13 protein-coding genes are annotated in these 15,999 nt (G+C 50.5%); all 13 read left to right on the top strand.

All coding sequences use genetic code 11. The features are described from left to right. Nucleotides 1–226: 226 nt before the first annotated feature. From galU to MYS68_RS17845, 13 genes are read left to right on the top strand one after another with little or no spacing between them, the layout of a single operon-like run. Nucleotides 227–1,111: a UTP--glucose-1-phosphate uridylyltransferase GalU gene (gene galU / locus MYS68_RS17905; protein WP_248927145.1), complete on the top strand. Its 885-nt coding sequence runs from the start codon at nucleotides 227–229 to the stop codon at nucleotides 1,109–1,111. Between the two features lie 15 nt (nucleotides 1,112–1,126). Continuing rightward, nucleotides 1,127–2,512: a UDP-glucose dehydrogenase family protein gene (locus tag MYS68_RS17900; RefSeq protein WP_248927144.1), complete on the top strand. Its 1,386-nt coding sequence runs from the start codon at nucleotides 1,127–1,129 to the stop codon at nucleotides 2,510–2,512. Then, entirely contained in the window at nucleotides 2,509–3,792 is a 1,284-nt protein-coding gene (locus MYS68_RS17895; protein ID WP_248927143.1) for an efflux RND transporter periplasmic adaptor subunit, read from the top strand. Before MYS68_RS17900 ends, MYS68_RS17895 begins: the two co-directional genes overlap by 4 nt. Nucleotides 3,793–3,809: 17 nt before the next feature. After that, nucleotides 3,810–5,546: a hypothetical protein gene (locus MYS68_RS17890; RefSeq protein WP_248927142.1), complete on the top strand. Its 1,737-nt coding sequence runs from the start codon at nucleotides 3,810–3,812 to the stop codon at nucleotides 5,544–5,546. A gap of 46 nt (nucleotides 5,547–5,592) precedes the next feature. Continuing rightward, nucleotides 5,593–6,561, top strand: coding sequence for a glycosyltransferase family 2 protein (locus tag MYS68_RS17885; RefSeq protein WP_248927141.1), 969 nt, complete (start codon nucleotides 5,593–5,595; stop codon nucleotides 6,559–6,561). Between the two features lie 2 nt (nucleotides 6,562–6,563). Further along, entirely contained in the window at nucleotides 6,564–7,718 is a 1,155-nt protein-coding gene (locus tag MYS68_RS17880; protein WP_248927140.1) for a glycosyltransferase family 4 protein, read from the top strand. 21 nt (nucleotides 7,719–7,739) lie between these two features. Next, complete coding sequence (locus MYS68_RS17875; RefSeq protein ID WP_248927139.1) at nucleotides 7,740–9,203, top strand: hypothetical protein; 1,464 nt, start codon at nucleotides 7,740–7,742, stop codon at nucleotides 9,201–9,203. 8 nt (nucleotides 9,204–9,211) lie between these two features. After that, nucleotides 9,212–10,588, top strand: a complete 1,377-nt coding sequence (locus MYS68_RS17870; RefSeq protein ID WP_248927138.1) for a lipopolysaccharide biosynthesis protein — start codon at nucleotides 9,212–9,214, stop codon at nucleotides 10,586–10,588. A 23-nt stretch (nucleotides 10,589–10,611) separates the two neighbouring features. Beyond that, nucleotides 10,612–11,526 carry a glycosyltransferase family 2 protein gene (locus MYS68_RS17865; protein ID WP_275983486.1) on the top strand — a complete coding sequence of 305 codons (915 nt, stop codon included), beginning with the start codon at nucleotides 10,612–10,614 and terminating at the stop codon, nucleotides 11,524–11,526. 11 nt (nucleotides 11,527–11,537) lie between these two features. Then, the gene (locus MYS68_RS17860; RefSeq protein ID WP_248927136.1) at nucleotides 11,538–12,716 is read left to right on the top strand and encodes a glycosyltransferase family 4 protein; all 1,179 of its coding nucleotides are present in this window, start codon (nucleotides 11,538–11,540) and stop codon (nucleotides 12,714–12,716) included. Between the two features lie 2 nt (nucleotides 12,717–12,718). After that, nucleotides 12,719–13,918, top strand: a complete 1,200-nt coding sequence (locus tag MYS68_RS17855) for a glycosyltransferase family 4 protein (protein WP_248927135.1) — start codon at nucleotides 12,719–12,721, stop codon at nucleotides 13,916–13,918. Continuing rightward, nucleotides 13,915–15,063 carry a glycosyltransferase gene (locus MYS68_RS17850; RefSeq protein ID WP_248927134.1) on the top strand — a complete coding sequence of 383 codons (1,149 nt, stop codon included), beginning with the start codon at nucleotides 13,915–13,917 and terminating at the stop codon, nucleotides 15,061–15,063. Before MYS68_RS17855 ends, MYS68_RS17850 begins: the two co-directional genes overlap by 4 nt. A 21-nt stretch (nucleotides 15,064–15,084) precedes the next feature. After that, a complete protein-coding gene (locus MYS68_RS17845; RefSeq protein ID WP_248927133.1) occupies nucleotides 15,085–15,993 on the top strand; it encodes a glycosyltransferase family 2 protein in 909 nt (302 codons plus the stop codon). The last annotated feature ends 6 nt before the right edge of the window (nucleotides 15,994–15,999 follow it).

The raw sequence follows: 15,999 nt of genomic DNA, 5'->3' as shown, positions 1-15,999 counted from the left end.
AGGGTGTGGCGTGAGGGAGGGTTAGATGCCCTATTTCTCTTGATTTATTTTCTAAAAACTCTAGTTATATCGTTTTATCCGAGATTGCGGCGAGAAGGCGAAGTGGATGGAATCGTGCCTTAAGAAGCGTTTAGTGTTCGCCGACCTACGCCGATAAGACGGTATAATTAGTTTTTTTAACGCGAAAATCAAGCCATATCTTAATGCAGAAAACGGAGGAGTATACATGAAACAAGTGCGAAAGGCCATCATCCCCGCCGCAGGGCTCGGGACGAGATTTCTGCCCGCCACCAAGGCGATGCCGAAGGAAATGCTGCCGATCATCGATAAACCGACGATTCAGTACATCGTGGAAGAAGCGGTGGAAGCCGGCATCGAAGACATTATCATCGTGACCGGTAAAGGAAAAAGGGCGATCGAAGATCATTTCGACCACGCATTCGAGCTCGAAAACAACCTGGCGGAGAAAGGCAAGCTGAAGCTGCTTGAAGCCGTACAGCGTTCGTCCAAGGTCGATATCCATTACATACGTCAAAAAGAGCCGAAGGGTCTCGGCCATGCGGTCTGGTGCGCGAGAAGATTTATCGGCGACGAGCCGTTTGCGGTGCTGCTCGGCGACGACATCGTGCAAGCCGAAGTTCCCTGCTTGAAGCAGCTCATCCACCAGTATGAAAGCACCGGCGGGTCGATCATCGGGGTCCAGCCGGTAGCGGATAGCGAAACCCAGCGATACGGCATTATCGATCCGATAGCGAAAGAGGGGAGATTATATCAAGTCCGCACGTTTGTCGAGAAACCGCCGGCCGGGCAGGCTCCTTCGAATTTGGCCATCATGGGGCGTTATATTTTAAATCCGGAAATATTCCGGTTTCTGGACCTTCAAGAGGAGGGTGCCGGCGGCGAGATTCAACTGACCGATGCGATTCGCAGATTAAATGAGATTCAAAACGTATATGCCTATCATTTCCAAGGGGTACGTTATGACGTGGGGGAAAAGCTTGGTTTTATTTTGACGACGCTCGATTTCGCCATGCAAAATTCGGAATTGCGGACGCAGCTGCTGGAGGAAATGGAAAAAATGGTGCGCAAGCAATCCCAGGCCATCGGCTAGACAGGAGAATCGAATATGAAAGTTACGGTTATTGGCACAGGTTATGTCGGGTTGACAACGGGAGTCACGTTAGCATATCTCGGGCATGAGGTCACTTGCGTCGATCTGGATATCGGCAAGATCGATCGGCTGAACGATGGCGTTTTGCCGATATTCGAACCGGGATTGGGCGAGCTTATGGCGGAGTCGCGGGACCGCCTTGCTTTCACCACATCTTATCTGGATTCGGTGCTGGAGGCGGACGTTATCTTTTTCGCGGTAGGCACGCCGGCGGGGCCGGACGGATCGCCCAATCTTTCCTACCTGCTTGCGGCCGTCGAAAATACAACCCGGTATTTGAGCGGGAAAGAGAAGCCGACCGTGCTGGTGAACAAAAGCACCGTGCCGGTCGGGACGGCGGATCAGATTGCCGGGATGATCGATGAGGCCGGCTTGGGCGACAAGGTTTCCGTAGCTTCCAATCCCGAATTTTTATCGCAAAGCAAGGCGGTTTACGATACGTTGTATCCGGATCGGATCGTTGTCGGAGGCGACGACTCGTCGGTAGCGGTTCTGACCGATTTGTACTCTTCGATTATTAGCCAAAGCTTCAAGGCTCCCGACCATACGCCGCGGCCGGCAGGGCTCACGCATGTGCCGCTCATCAGAGTCGACCGAAGAAGTGCGGAGCTTGCCAAGTATGCGGCCAACGCGTTTCTTTCCATGAAAATCAGCTTCATCAACGAAATTGCCAACGTATGCGACAGGGTCGGCGCCGATGTGACGAACGTCGCCCGGATTATCGGAACGGATCCGCGAATCGGCTCATCGTTCCTCAGGGCCGGCATCGGATACGGAGGAAGCTGTTTTCCGAAGGATACAAAAGCGCTGCAGTATATCGCCGACACGAACGGCTACGAATTCAAGCTGCTGTCCGCCGTCATCGAAGTCAATAACGAGCAGAAATACAGAGTCATCGAAAAGCTCAGAGAACATGTATACCCGATTTACGGGGAAAAGATCGCGGTGCTCGGCCTTACGTTCAAGCCGGGAACCGACGATTTGCGCGAAGCGCCGAGCATTCCGATCATCAATGCTTTGATCGATGAGGGGGCGGAGGTTTTCGTGCACGATCCCGTCGCTCTGGAGAAAGCGCGCCCCCTGCTGCCGGCCAAAGTCCGCTTGAGAAGCAATCTGGAGGAAGTTTTAAAAAATGCGGGAGCGGCGCTGCTTGTCACGGAATGGCCGGAATACGTGAACCTTGAGCCGGATTATTTGCGCTCCGTCATGCGCCGGCCTTTGCTTATTGACGGGCGCAATGCGCTGGGCGAGAGCCGGCGTGCCGGTCTGGAGTATGACGGGATCGGATTGGGCAATCCGAACCGCGATCAGCAAACAGGAAGGAGGAGCCACGTTTCGTGAGACAAAAAAGAAGCAAGTCGCGTTCATTATGGACAGCTCTGAAAATAACCGGTGCCGCCGGCCTCGCCGTGTCCATTATCGCAGTTGCAGGGTGTTCGTTCGCAGTGCTTCCGGCGGACAAAGCTCTGAACTCCGCTCAAGTCGAGTCCGCGGTGAAGATGGAGAAAATCGCCAAGCAAAAAATCGCCGAGCCTCTTGAACTGCCGGCCGAGGTACTGTCCTCCGTGCAGATCGATGCGCTCGCCAAAACGGGCGGAGACGTCGGGGCAATTTTGAAAAAACGCGGCGATCTGGTGGAAGAAGGCGAGGTTATCGTCAAGCTCAGCTCGGAGGATGCGGACAGACAGCGAACCCAGGCGCAGCTCTCCCTGCAAAACGCGCAGGAGGCGATCGAACTCGCAGCGAAAGAAACGAGAAGCAGCAAGCTGGAGCTGGACCGCTCCGTTCAGAAGCTGGAGCTCGAAGTGGAAGAATTGACGAAAAAATTTAACAAGCTGAGGAACGATTACGACCGCGGCAAAGGGACGAAAGCCGAGCTGAACCAGGCCGAGGTTGAGCTGAAAAAAAACCAGATGGACCTGGACGCTCTAAAGCAAAAGCAAAAAACATCGGATGCTTCCGACAAGATCGCCTCATTGAAATCGCAGCAGCTTAATGCGCAGCTTGCGCTGCAGCAGGCGGAGCAGGTGCTGGCGAATCTGGAGGTGAAATCGCCGGTCAGCGGTATTTTGACGGATCTGCCCGTAGTCCCTGGGATGACGGTGCAGGCGGGCAGCCGTGTAGGGCAAGTCGTCAAGCTCGATCCGATCAAAATCAAGGTGCTGTTAAACGAAGAAACAGCGAAAATCGCGCGCGGCAAAACGGAGCTGACCTATTATGTACCAGGGTCGGAGCAAAAATCAAAAGGCAAAATCACCTACGTGTCCGCGGTCATTGACCCGCAGACGAAAGCGTATGAGCTCAATTTGGAAGTGCCGAACAAGGATATGGCCCTGAAGCCGGGCATGAGAGCGCGGGTGCAGCTGTCCGACGAGAGCGAGCAAACCGTGCTCGCCGTTCCGCTGCAAAGCGTAATCCGGGAGCCCGGCGGGGAAACTTTCGTGTTCGTAAACTCCGGGGATATTGCGGAAAAACGCCAGATTCAGCTGGGCCGCTCCAACGATTTTTTCGCTGAAGTGCTTTCCGGTGTGAAGGAAGGGGAAATGATCGTCGTTTCCGGTAAAGAGCTTTTGAAGGATAAAGATAAGATTCCCATGGCTTCTGCCGAAGGACGAAAATAACCATGGAGGCTTGCATAGTGAAAAATTGGAAGAAAAACATGGCAGCAGTAATGCTTTCAACTTCTTTGCTGACATCCGCGTTCCCGTATCCGTTGTACGCCGATGGAACGACTTCGGCTGCGGCTTCCACCGCAGCTTACAAATTGACAGATACTTTAAACGCAGAGGTTAAGAGCGTTATTAATGAACAGCTGTCCGGGAAAACAAGACTCGGCGCAGTCATTCGATTGCATAATACGGGGACGGAGCTTACTCGTGTCCCCGAGTACGAGGTCAGGGTGGAATCGAACGCCGGCGTGACTTATACGCTGCGTCCGAGTGCCGGTAATCCTACCGTTGTTCTGCCGCAGGAAAAAGTCGAGCTCAGTTATATGATTGTCGTCAATCGGGTCGACCAAATCTCCTTATCCGCGATGACGTGGGTCAGAATCGATGACTTCAAATACCCGATTGTCGAGACGAAGGTGCTGTCCATCCCTATTTCGTCCATGGAATGGCATGGAAGCAATGCGGCCGTGACGGACAGCAGTTGGGTGCGAAGCTGGGGGGAATCTTTTACAATCCCGGTTTTATCGCCCGCATTGGAGTTTACGCCGGTCAATCTGAACGATCAAAACACGGATGAGGGACCTGTCACCGTCGTTACCTTGCTTGCCGAAAATAAAGGAACGATGAAGGAGACGATCCCCGAATTCAGGCTGGACGGCAAATCGGATCAGAAGGTTTATACGGGACGAAGAGTCAAGCAGGAATCGAAGCCGGTGGTCACGCTGGATCCCGGGGAAAAACAGCAGGTGTATTTTGCGATACCTACGGAGAGCGGCGCCAGGCTGAAGAGTGTGGACGTTGTCACTCCGGAAACGTTTATCGAGGCGGATCAGAGCAAGGTCGAGTATGCGGTAGGACGCATGAATATTCAGCTTCCGGACAACGCGAACGCTCCGGCCTCCGCGAATGCGGTCCCCATGAACGATGTGAACAAGCCGATCGCCTTCGATCCGTTCAGCAAATTTATACCGGCCGGCGTTAAAATGTATATGGTGGAACTGCATGTGCATGAAGGAGAAGGGGACGGGTACAAAACGCTTATTGCCAAATTTAAGCTGGAAAACCAAAGCGACAACCCGCTGCCGGTTCCTAATTTCCAGGCGGAGCTGCTCGGCTCCGACGGCAAGAGCTACAAGGGCACGCGGCAAAAGACGGTCGCCCAGTCGCTTACCCCCAACTTGGGGTATGTGATCAGCTACTCCTTCATCATGCCTAACACGGAAACAGGAGAAAATCTGCGAATGAAGCTGCTTGACGGCGAATCCGCGTATCCTTTCAGCATCCCGATCGCAACCTTCGGGGTATACGCTCAAAAAGAAGATAACGAATCCGCTATAAACATGTACCCGTTCCGCGTGAAGCTTAAGGACTGGAGCAAGGTCGAGAATATTTATTATGGAGGCGGCAAAGGCAATTATTCGTATCGATTAAAGCTTGATTTGGACATCGAACGCGAGGAAAACATCGTCGTCGATCAAAATTTCTCGAAATTGAAAGTGGAATTGGCCGATTCGCTCGGCCGCATTTTGGATGATGAAGACATTCCGTTCACCGGCGTGGGCCGTCTTACGAGCGGCTGGCAGTCGGTCTCGTTTGAAAATTTGCGCATCGATCAGTTCGATTCCAATTTTATCATTCGGATCTACGAAACGATCGATACACCGTTCGGCGAAGCGAAGCGGCTCGTTAAAACGTTGACGCAATAGCGAATTACTGGGAAGGCGGGGTGAGCTCCGGTTGAGGATCAGTGTTTTGATACCAACCTATCGCCGATTAAATGATTTGACCCGATGCCTCGATGCCATCAAGCGTCAAACCATGCCCCCGTATGAGATCATTGTCATCACCCGCAATGACGATACGGAAACGCTGAACTATTTGAAAAGCTTCTCCGCCGGCGATAATCAGACCAAAACCGTTACGATTCACATTCCCGGCGTCGTACAGGCGATGAACAAAGGGTTGGCAGAAGTTTCCGGAGATATTGTCGCGATAACGGACGATGATTCCGAGCCGCATTCCGACTGGCTGGAGAGGATGGATCGCTATTTTGCGGAGGATCCGAAGATCGGCGGTGTCGGCGGCAGGGATTGGATTTGCGAGAACGGAAGATTTATCGACAAGGGAGCGGAAGTGGTCGGCAAACTGCAATGGTTCGGCAGAATGATCGGAAATCATCATCTTGGCATAGGGCCTGCCCGGGAGGTCGATTTTTTGAAAGGGGTGAACTGCGCTTACCGCACGGAGCTTCTGAAGAAAAGAGGCTTCGATGTGAGATTGCTCGGAACGGGAGCGCAGGTTCATTGGGAGCTAAGCATCGGCCTGGCTTTAAAAAAGACGGGCTGGAAGCTGGTTTATGACCCAGCCATTGCGGTTCGTCATTTTCCCGCACAGCGTTTTGACGAAGACAAGAGAAACGAATTTAACCCGCAGGCGCTGCGAAACGCCGTCCATAACGAGACATTGATTATCATGGAACATATCTCGTTTTTCCGAAAGCTGGGATTTTTTCTTTGGGCCGGCCTGATTGGAACTTCGCATTCGCCTGGTCTTATTCGTTTGCTGATTCTTCTGTTGAAGCCGGGAAGGCATTCTCTGCTCAAATATTACCACAGCTTGTCGGGTCGTCTGATGGGAATCGATTCGTGGAGAAAATACGTGAAAAAAGCACGTACGAATCTATACGAAGCGGCATCTTTTTCAAAAATGCGGGGGGATTAACGTTGAAGATTGGAATCGTAATGCCGCTGGCGGGACAGCGGGGGGGAGCGGAACTCATGCTGCTCCACCTTCTTCGCGCCAATAGACATACAACGATGATCGATTACTCAGTAGCCTTTTTGGAGGACGGTCCGCTTGTCCGGCAGGTCAGCGACATGGGGTACTCCGTAAAGGTTATCCAATCCGGAAAGCTGCGTCAACTTCACAAGTATACTTCAGCGGTATTTTCAATCTGGCAGTGGCTAAGGAAAGAAAAGGTCGATCTGGTTATGTCATGGATGACGAAGGCGCATCTGTATGCCGGTCCTGCAGCGGTCATAGCAGGTCTTGACGCCGTCTGGTGGCAGCACGGGTTGCCGGTCGTCGGTTGGATAGACAGGTGTGCCGGGGCGATCCCGGCGAAGGCGATACTGTGTTGCTCCGAAGCGGCGCTGATGCACCAGAGCAAGCTGACTCCCCAAGTGGCCGGCAAGGTGATCCATCCTGCGGTCGATTTGAACGTATTTAACCAAAGCGTCATGCCTGCCAAGGAGGAAATTCGCGAAGAGCTCGGGCTTCCGCAAGGAATACCGATTGTCGGCATGGTGGCCAGATTGCAAAGATGGAAAGGCGTTCATATCTTCGTGGAAGCCGCCTCAAGGGTGGCTAGAAAACATCCCGATGTTCATTTTGTCGTCGTTGGAGGTGACCATTTCTCCGAGCCGGATTATCCTCATCTTCTGAAGGCTCAGGCAGATAAGGAAGGACTCGCTGGCCGGATTCATTTTACCGGCCAGCAGGCGAACGTTCAATCGTGGATTTTATCCTTCGATATTCTCGTCCATGCCTCCGTCGGAACAGAGCCGTTCGGAATGGTTATCATTGAGGGAATGGCGCTCGGCAAAGCGGTGATTGCATCAAAGGCGGGAGGGCCCCTGGAGATTATTACAGACGGGGAGAACGGATTGCTGGTGCCGCCCAATCATCCGGACAGCTTGGCAGCTGCTATGATGAAGCTCATCGAAGACCGGGAATATTATCAGGCGCTCAGCGGCGCTGCGGTGGAACGGGCCGGGCTGTTCGGTACGGAGCGTCTCGCGCGTGAAGTGGCTGATTATTTATCAGTGTGCATCCGCAACCCGCAATATGAAACGAAATCAATGAAAAAAGCGACTTAACTAGGGAAGCAGGTTGTTCATTTGAACACGATCGTTTATAAAATCCAGGAAAATAAAGTTGTGAAGTGGGTGCTGTCCATTTCACTTCTTTTATTTTTTGCTTACTACATCGGTAAAATGATGCTCAACCCGGGAATGATCAGACTTTTATTAGCTTCCGCCATTGTTTTGATACTGTTTGCCGTCAGCCGGAGGAAGCCGGCCGTTACCATCTATGCGTTAATCGTCTTTTTGCCGTTTTTAGGGATAATTAGACGCATATTAATCCCGGTAGCAGGCTGGAGTTCGAACGATCCAATCGTGATCATAGGTCCGTCGATAGTGCTGTTGCTTACAGCAAAATGGTTTTATGAGAAGTATATTCGACGAGAAACAATAGCAAACGACACTCAATTATTTCGGTTGGTTCGCGCAATGATCATAGTTGATGTAATACAAATTTTCAATCCTTTGCAGGGTAGTTTGTTAACCGGTATAGCCGGTGCCATCTTCTATACGGTTCCCGTTTGCTATATGGTTATAGGCCGTGAATATTTCAACGAAAACTGGCTTAAAAGGATATATGCTACCGTTTTTTTTATCGGTATTATTGCTGCGGTTTATGGTTACAAACAGTTTTGGTTCGGATTGTACCCTTTTGAAGAAGCTTGGGTCGAACTGTCCGGATACACCGCTCTTAAAGTTTATGACGTGACCAGGCCCATTTCCATGTTCTCCAACGCCGCCGAGTACGCTCATTATTTGGGGGTCGCGGCTGTGATTGGCTGGGGTTATTTTCTCCGCGGGAAGTACTCAACAAAAATTATTGCGTTGATCAGCGTGGCGGTATTATATTCAGCCCTATTTATCGAATCGGGGCGGGGTATTATCGTGACTACGACAGTAGCTTTGACCATCATGACCATCCTTAGCGTGAAGACAGTAGTTAGCAGGTTATTGATATCGTGCATAGCATTTGCCTCATTGTTGGGACTATTTGCAGTAATGTCCAAACTAAATACAGAAAATGACCTGATTTATCATTCTGTCTCGGGATTAACCGATCCATTCGGTGAACATTCCACTCTTCCGGGACATATCGATTTGTTGTTCGCCGGGCTAATAAAAGGAATAATGAATCCCCTGGGGTACGGTTTGGGGAGCACGACAATAGCAGCCGGGAAGTTTACGGGGAGCATCATCTCTTCGGAGGTTGATTTCAGCAATAAATTTTTGGCCACCGGTATCATAGGTGGTGTGATTTATTTAACGATTATAATTAAAACGTCCTTGCTAGCGATGAAGCAAGCGATCTCTGGCAGTTCAACACATTTGATTATTTTGGGCATTGTGATTACCGAAGGCGCGAACTGGTTAACCGGCGGTCATTATTCAGTAGTCCCGCTGATCTGGATTTCTATCGCTTTTCTTGACATAACTTCAGCTGTATCAAACAAAAAAATGACGAATTTAGGGGAAACCAAAAATATCAAGGAATTAAGATGAGGATGACTATGGAACATCAAGGCAAAGCCAACGCTTCATCAGCGCAGTTATCAGCGAAACATAGACCCACGTTGCTGTCGCAAACGATTCAAACGTTTTCCAGTATGTTCGGGGTACTGGCAATCAATGTGATATCTTCGATTATTCTCTCCCGCGGACTTTCTCCCGACGATCGTGGATTATACCTGGGGATAACTATGTGGAGCGGATTTATCCTTGGGCTTTGCGATATCGGAATTTATGTGACGACGGTATATCTATGGGGGAAAAATACGGAAGCTCAGCGTAAGGATATATTTGCAACGCTTGCCGTATGGTCGATATTTACAGGATTGGTTGCAGTAATAATTGCGTTGTGTATCTCCGGTTGGGTTGTTAAGGGGCGGTTTGACGATCAGGGGATGTTTGCTGTGAAGTTGTTCCTGGTTTCGTCCTTCGGCGGCCCACTGTCGAGTATGATTTCCGGTGTTCTTGCCGCAGAACAAAGGTTTTCTACTGTAAATCTCGTGAGGATTGGCGTGCCTGCCGCCTATACGCTGATATTGTTTATCTTTTTCATTGCTGATGTTCTCAGCGTAACCATTTGCCTTATTACCACAACCATCATCTCACTCCTCGGACTTTTGCCGTATCTATGGGAAGCCTGGCCGTATTGCAAGTCGATGGGCCGCTTTCGCTTGTCTATTCTTCGTCAAGGGGTTTGGTACGGAATAAAAGGTTACGGCGGGATTGTGATCAATGTATTCGGAAACAACGGGACCCAGCTTTTTCTTTTTTCGTTGGCGCCATCGGCTTTGGCTTTCTTTCAAACGGCCAACAGCGCAACCGGAGTGCTATGGGCAATTCCAAGGGCAATTGGAATTACAAGTTTTCCGAGTATGGTATCAGAAGAGGAAAATTTGCATAAAAAAGTATGTCAATACTTACGATTGACCACTTTGGTAACCACGTTTTCTGCCATTTCTCTTGGACTGGCGGTGCCGTTCTTGATCCCTTTACTATTCGGCAAAGCATATACGCCGGCAATCATTCCAGCTCTGCTACTGCTTCCGGGGGCACTGTTCGGGGGAATTTCGGATATTTTAGGAGGCGCGATCAGCAGCACAGGCAGAACTCTGCATAATACGGTGACGAGCGCTGTTTACGTAGGTACAACATTGGGCAGCATGGCTCTTAGCATAAACGCTTGGGGGATGAATGGCGCAGCCTTTTCGATTGTAGCCGGCTTTTTTGCGGGTTTCATGGTCAGATTCATCTGGTATCACTTTACCGTCAGGTACATCAATCCGACAGATCTGCTCCCGCGCGTGTCGGATGTGCAGGAGGTGTTTCGTATAGCACTGGGCGTCTTCAAGAAGCTGAGCAGAAGAAGGGTGAACGTATGAATTGTTAGGATTAGGGGGATTCCATGACTGCTTCATTTAATAATTACAACATTCGATTATCGGTTTGCATCTGTACTCGAAATCGACCGGAGGATTTGTTGAAGGCGCTGCTTTCCATCAACGAATCCCATATTCCCATCCATGAAACGATCGTGTCGGATGACAGTACGGATAATCGTACGGAAAAACTCGTGAAAGAGCATTTTCCGAATGTCCTCTATTTGGCTGGCCCGAGAAAAGGATTGTCGGCCAACAGAAACAACGCTATCAGGGCCGCTACCGGCACTCATCTCATGTTTATTGACGATGACGTTGTGCTGGCAGCCGATTTCTTGGAGAAAATTTGTCAATCGCTGCTTGAAAATGAGCCGTTGTACGGACGAAAGCTCATCATTACCGGGCTGGAAAACAAGAGAGGCGACATCATCTATCCTCACGACCAGACGTTCCTGGGTTTTCAGAAAAGGAGATATGAGGGCGGAGATGCGATCAAAACGGTCGTCATCAACAGCACCGTGTTTCCGATGTCCCTGTTTGAGGAGATTTTGTTCGACGAGCAGCTGATCTACGGTTATGAGGAAGTCGATTTCGCCACTCGCGCGGTCGGCCGCGGATATACGATTGTCTTGACGGAAGAAGCTGTCAATTTTCATTATCCGTCCGAGGTGAACCGCGACTTTTACAGGCCGCATATCGTGACCTCAAGGCTTTATGTCACGTTCAAAAAGTACATGTATACGGAAAAAAAGGCTGCAAAGGCTGTTTCGTTCCTGCTCGTCGCGTTCACTCACGCGATGCTTCACGGCATAAAAGCGGAGGGAGCAGCGGGTCTTTCGAAATCGCTCGGCGCAATTGCAAGTTCGATAAGATATATCCGGGTACATACGAAGCAAGCTAGTAAGATAAGAAAAACTTCAAACGAAGTCCTTCAAGGATAAGGAGGGGAACGATGAACATTCTTTCGACGGGAATGGGGTGGATCGATCATACGCCGGGCGGACTCAATCGGTATTTTGCCGACTATTTGGCGGCGATGAAGCATTCCGGGCATGTCATACAAGGATTAATGACGGCTCATGGAGAGCATACGACAGCACCGGCCTATATCCGCGATGTGCTCCCGAAGCCGGTGAAGCTATCGGCGTTTGCTCGAGTGAGAGCTTTTCGCGAAAAGGTGAAAATGTCGGTGGAGCGGGACCAGCCGGAAGTGTTTAATCCCCATTTCGCGTTGTACTCTTCGCTGATTACCAGAAGCCTACTGCCGAGGCATGTGCCGATCGTCACGCATTTTCATGGACCTTGGGCGCAGGAATCGCTTGTCGAGGATCGGGGGCAGGAGCTGGGGCAAAAAATGCGGTATCAAATCAAGAAAAATGTGGAGCTGTTGGCGTATCGCAGGTCCGATCATTTCATCGTGCTGAGCCGTTATTTCAAAGATATTTTGGCCGATGGCTATGGCATTGCAGACGAACGCATCCACATCGTTCCCGGTGCGGTCGACGTTCAGCGGTTCCGGCCTGCAGAGGACCGAATGGCCGTTCGCAGGTCTCTGCGGCTGAGGGACGACCAAAAGGTGCTGTTTTGTGCCAGAAGGCTGGTCAACCGGATGGGAATTGACCGGTTAATCCGGGCGATGGCGATTGTCGTGGAGGAAGCGGACAATTCCGTTCTATATGTCGCCGGAGACGGGCATTTACGGGAACAGTTGAAGCAACTGGCGAAGGAGCTCGGATTAAGCGCCTCGATTCATTTTCTCGGCAGGGTGTCCAATGAGGAGTTGGTCACATGGTTTCAAGCGGCGGATCTCAGTATCGTGCCTACGGTAGCGCTGGAAGGGTTCGGGCTTGTGACGGTCGAGGCGCTAGCCTGCGGCACTCCGGTGCTCGGCACACCTTCCGGCGGGACCAAGGAAATTCTCGAACGGTTTTCCAGCGAATTGCTGTTCCGGGACAGTACGCCGGAAGCGATGGCCCATAAAATCGTTTCCGTTTTGAGCGGCGAATGCGCCATTCCTTCCCGTGAACATTGCCGAGAGCATATACTTCAACGGTATACATGGAGCAAGATCGCCGAAACGATTACACAAATATTTGAGCAAGCGATCGAAGAACGGAAAGGAGTCGGATGAGGATGAATATAGCGTTCTATAATCATACCAGCGTCGTGAGCGGAGCGGAGATCAGCCTGCTGCTCACCGCCAGAAATTTATCCAAGGCTCGTCCCTTCTTGTTTGTTCCGGAGGGGGAACTGCTTGAGCGTGCCAAGGAGTCCGGACTGCCGGTCATCAGCATACCGAGCTACCGGGCGAGGCTTTCCAAAAATCCTTTTCGTCTTGCAAAAGATATGCTTGGAATGGCTTGGGCAGGCTACAAATTCGCCCAGACGATCCGCCGCCACGAGATCGACCTTATCCATGCGAACTCTTTGCGCGCGGGTATTATGGCGGTGCTATTTAGTTGGTTACACCGGCGTCCGGTCATTTGGCACGTTCGCGACATTCCGCCGCAAGGTGTCGTCGGACGCGGCATCAATCAACTGGCCAAATGGACAGTGCAAGCGCTCGTTGGCATTTCCCAATCGGTCTTGGCAGGGTTCGACCAAAAGAAGTTGGGGGATAAACTGCACCTTGTGCATAACGGGGTCGAACTTCAGGAGATTGCCGCCATCGAACGGCTGAGATACAAAAAAAACATAAGGCAAGAGTTGAACACTCCGATGCAAAGCCACGCGATGGTCATTATCGGCCAAATTACACCTTGGAAGCGGCAGATCGATGCGATTCGCGCTGCATACGAGCTGCGTCAGGCCGGACATGACGTACATCTTTGGGTAGTCGGGGAAGCGAAGTTCCGCCAGGAAAATATCGAGTATATGGAAAAATTAAAACGACTGGCAAGCGATCTAGGGATCGAGGACCGCGTCCGGTTTACCGGTTTTCGCAACGATGTGCTGGAGATCTGCTGCGCGGCGGATCTTCTTTTTTTATGCTCGGATAGCGAGCCGTTCGGACGTGTCATTATTGAAGCGATGTCCCAATCCATTCCCGTTGTCGGAACAAATGCAGGCGGAGTTCCGGAGATCATCGTTCACAACCATTGTGGCTTGTTGTATGAAGTGGGCGATGTGGAAGAGCTGGTGCAGTGTGCGAGCCGACTGTTAACCGATTCCCGGCTCAGACAATTGATGGGAAGCAATGCGGCAAGACGTGTTAGGGAGCATTTTACGATACAGAGCACAGTCGACAAAGTAGAGAAAATCTACGCGCAGCTGTTGTCCGGAGGCAGCAGAGTTCGTGCGGAAAACCCAGAGGTGGGGAGAGGGATTACATGAATGGCGAGTTGCGGGTGGCAATCGTTCACGATTATTTGAACCAAATGGGCGGAGCCGAAAGAGTTGTCGCCGTTTTGCATCAGATGTTTCCCCAGGCACCCATCTATACGACGATCGTTGATCGGGAACGGCTGATGAAGGAATTGAAGGATGCGGATATCCGCACGACCTGGATGCAAAAAATTCCCGGCATTTTAAAGAGATTCAAGCTGTTTTTCTGGCTTTACCCTTTCGCTGTCCAATCAATGAATTTGCGCGGCTACGACCTGATCATCAGCTCCAGCAGCGCTTATGCGAAGGGAGCTCCCGTTGGAAGGGACGCGATTCATATATGTTATTGCCACACTCCGATGCGGTTTGCCTGGGACTTCTCGACCTATATGGAAGGGATGAAGGTACCGAGGCTTGTCAAATGGATAGCCCAGTCCATGGTACTGCCTTTGAAATTATGGGATAAGGCCAAGTCCCGGGGAATCCACCATTTGATCGCCAACTCGTCGGTTGTGCAAAAACGGATCAAAGACCACTATGGGTTGTCGTCCACCGTGATCTTTCCCCCGGTAGGCGTCTCGCGGTTCCATGTGGCCGAACGGCGAAACGGCGGCGGTTATTTCCTTATCGTGTCCCGGCTTGTATCGTATAAACGTATCGATTTGGCTGTCGAGGCTTGCACAAAGGCAAACAAACAGCTGGTCGTCATCGGGGACGGCCCAGATCGGGAGCGGCTCCAGAAGCTAGCCGGTCCAACAGTGCAATTTCTCGGCAGATTGCCGGATATCCAGGTCGTTCAATATATGAAGATGTGCCGCGCATTGATTTTCCCGGGTATCGAGGATTTCGGCATTACGCCGCTTGAGGCGAACGCCTGCGGCAGGCCAGTGATCGCATTTCGCGGTGGCGGCGCGCTTGATACCATAATCCCGGGACTGAACGGACAATTTTTTGCAGAGCAAAAGGCAGAGTCTCTTGCCGAAGTTATAGCGCAGTTCGACGAGGCCAACTGGGACCCTGTAACAATTCGCCGGCACGCCGAAAAATATGATGAAGCCCGGTTCATCCGGGAACTGTCGGCATTTATCGAAGCTGCGGCGAAAGCGAAAGAACCTACCCTGACCTATCGTACGACGGTGCCGGAAACTTTGTGAAAATTAAAGGAGGTGTCATGCTTGAACCCAACTGTCTCGGTCATAATAGCGGCGTATAAGGTAGAACCATATATTGAAGAAGCCATTCAATCCGTGTTGGGGCAAACATTTCAAGATTTTGAAATCATCGTGGTGGATGATTGCTCTCCAGATAAAACTGCAGATGCGGTTAAAAAAATTAAGGACCATCGCGTGCGTCTGTTGGAAAATTCTGAAAACAGGGGGCCTTCTTACTCGAGGAATCGCGGTATTAATGAGTCTCGCGGGAAATGGATTGCCATTTTGGATGCCGACGACTGGTGGCACGAAAACCGGCTTCGCGATTTATTATCGCTTGCCGAAGAGAAACAGGCTGAGATCGTATGCGACGATCTATTTTTGATTAATGACGGAGAAAGCGATCCGTGGAATACTTACCTCAAATCAAGAGAAGCCGTAATCGGAACAATCAATGAAGTTTTTTTCGTTGATGCAGTTAAGATGATTGAGGATGATTATGGTTATTTGCAGCCTTTAATATCTTCCGCATTAATAAAGTTTCATCGAGTTGAATACGAAAATGAATTATTTTACGGAGAAGATTTTAGATTTTTGTTGGAGTGCATCATAGCCGGCGGAGGCATGTTCGTTACTCCTCAACCGATGTATTTTTACAGATTCAGAGGAAATTCGCTTTCTACCGATTCCGGGAAACTAATAAAATCTTTTTCAGCTCAGATCGAGTCGACCAATCAATTAATCGGTAAATATGCTCACGACAAACGCGTAGTTTCGGCATTAAAAAAATTCAGAAATAAAAAACAACTGAATTTGCACGAAATTATGATCGTGGAAAACGTAAAAGTCAAGAAATTTATGAAAGCATTATCCTTACTTTTCAGCAGCCCGAATGTGATAAAATCTCTTCTTAGAAAGCTAATTCAACAATAAGCTGGG

Origin of the sequence: Paenibacillus hamazuiensis (assembly GCF_023276405.1) — a bacterium.
Classification (GTDB): domain Bacteria; phylum Bacillota; class Bacilli; order Paenibacillales; family NBRC-103111; genus Paenibacillus_AF; species Paenibacillus_AF hamazuiensis.
The sequence above is the reverse complement of the archived record's forward strand: the minus strand, read 5'-3'. Positions and strand labels throughout refer to the sequence as shown.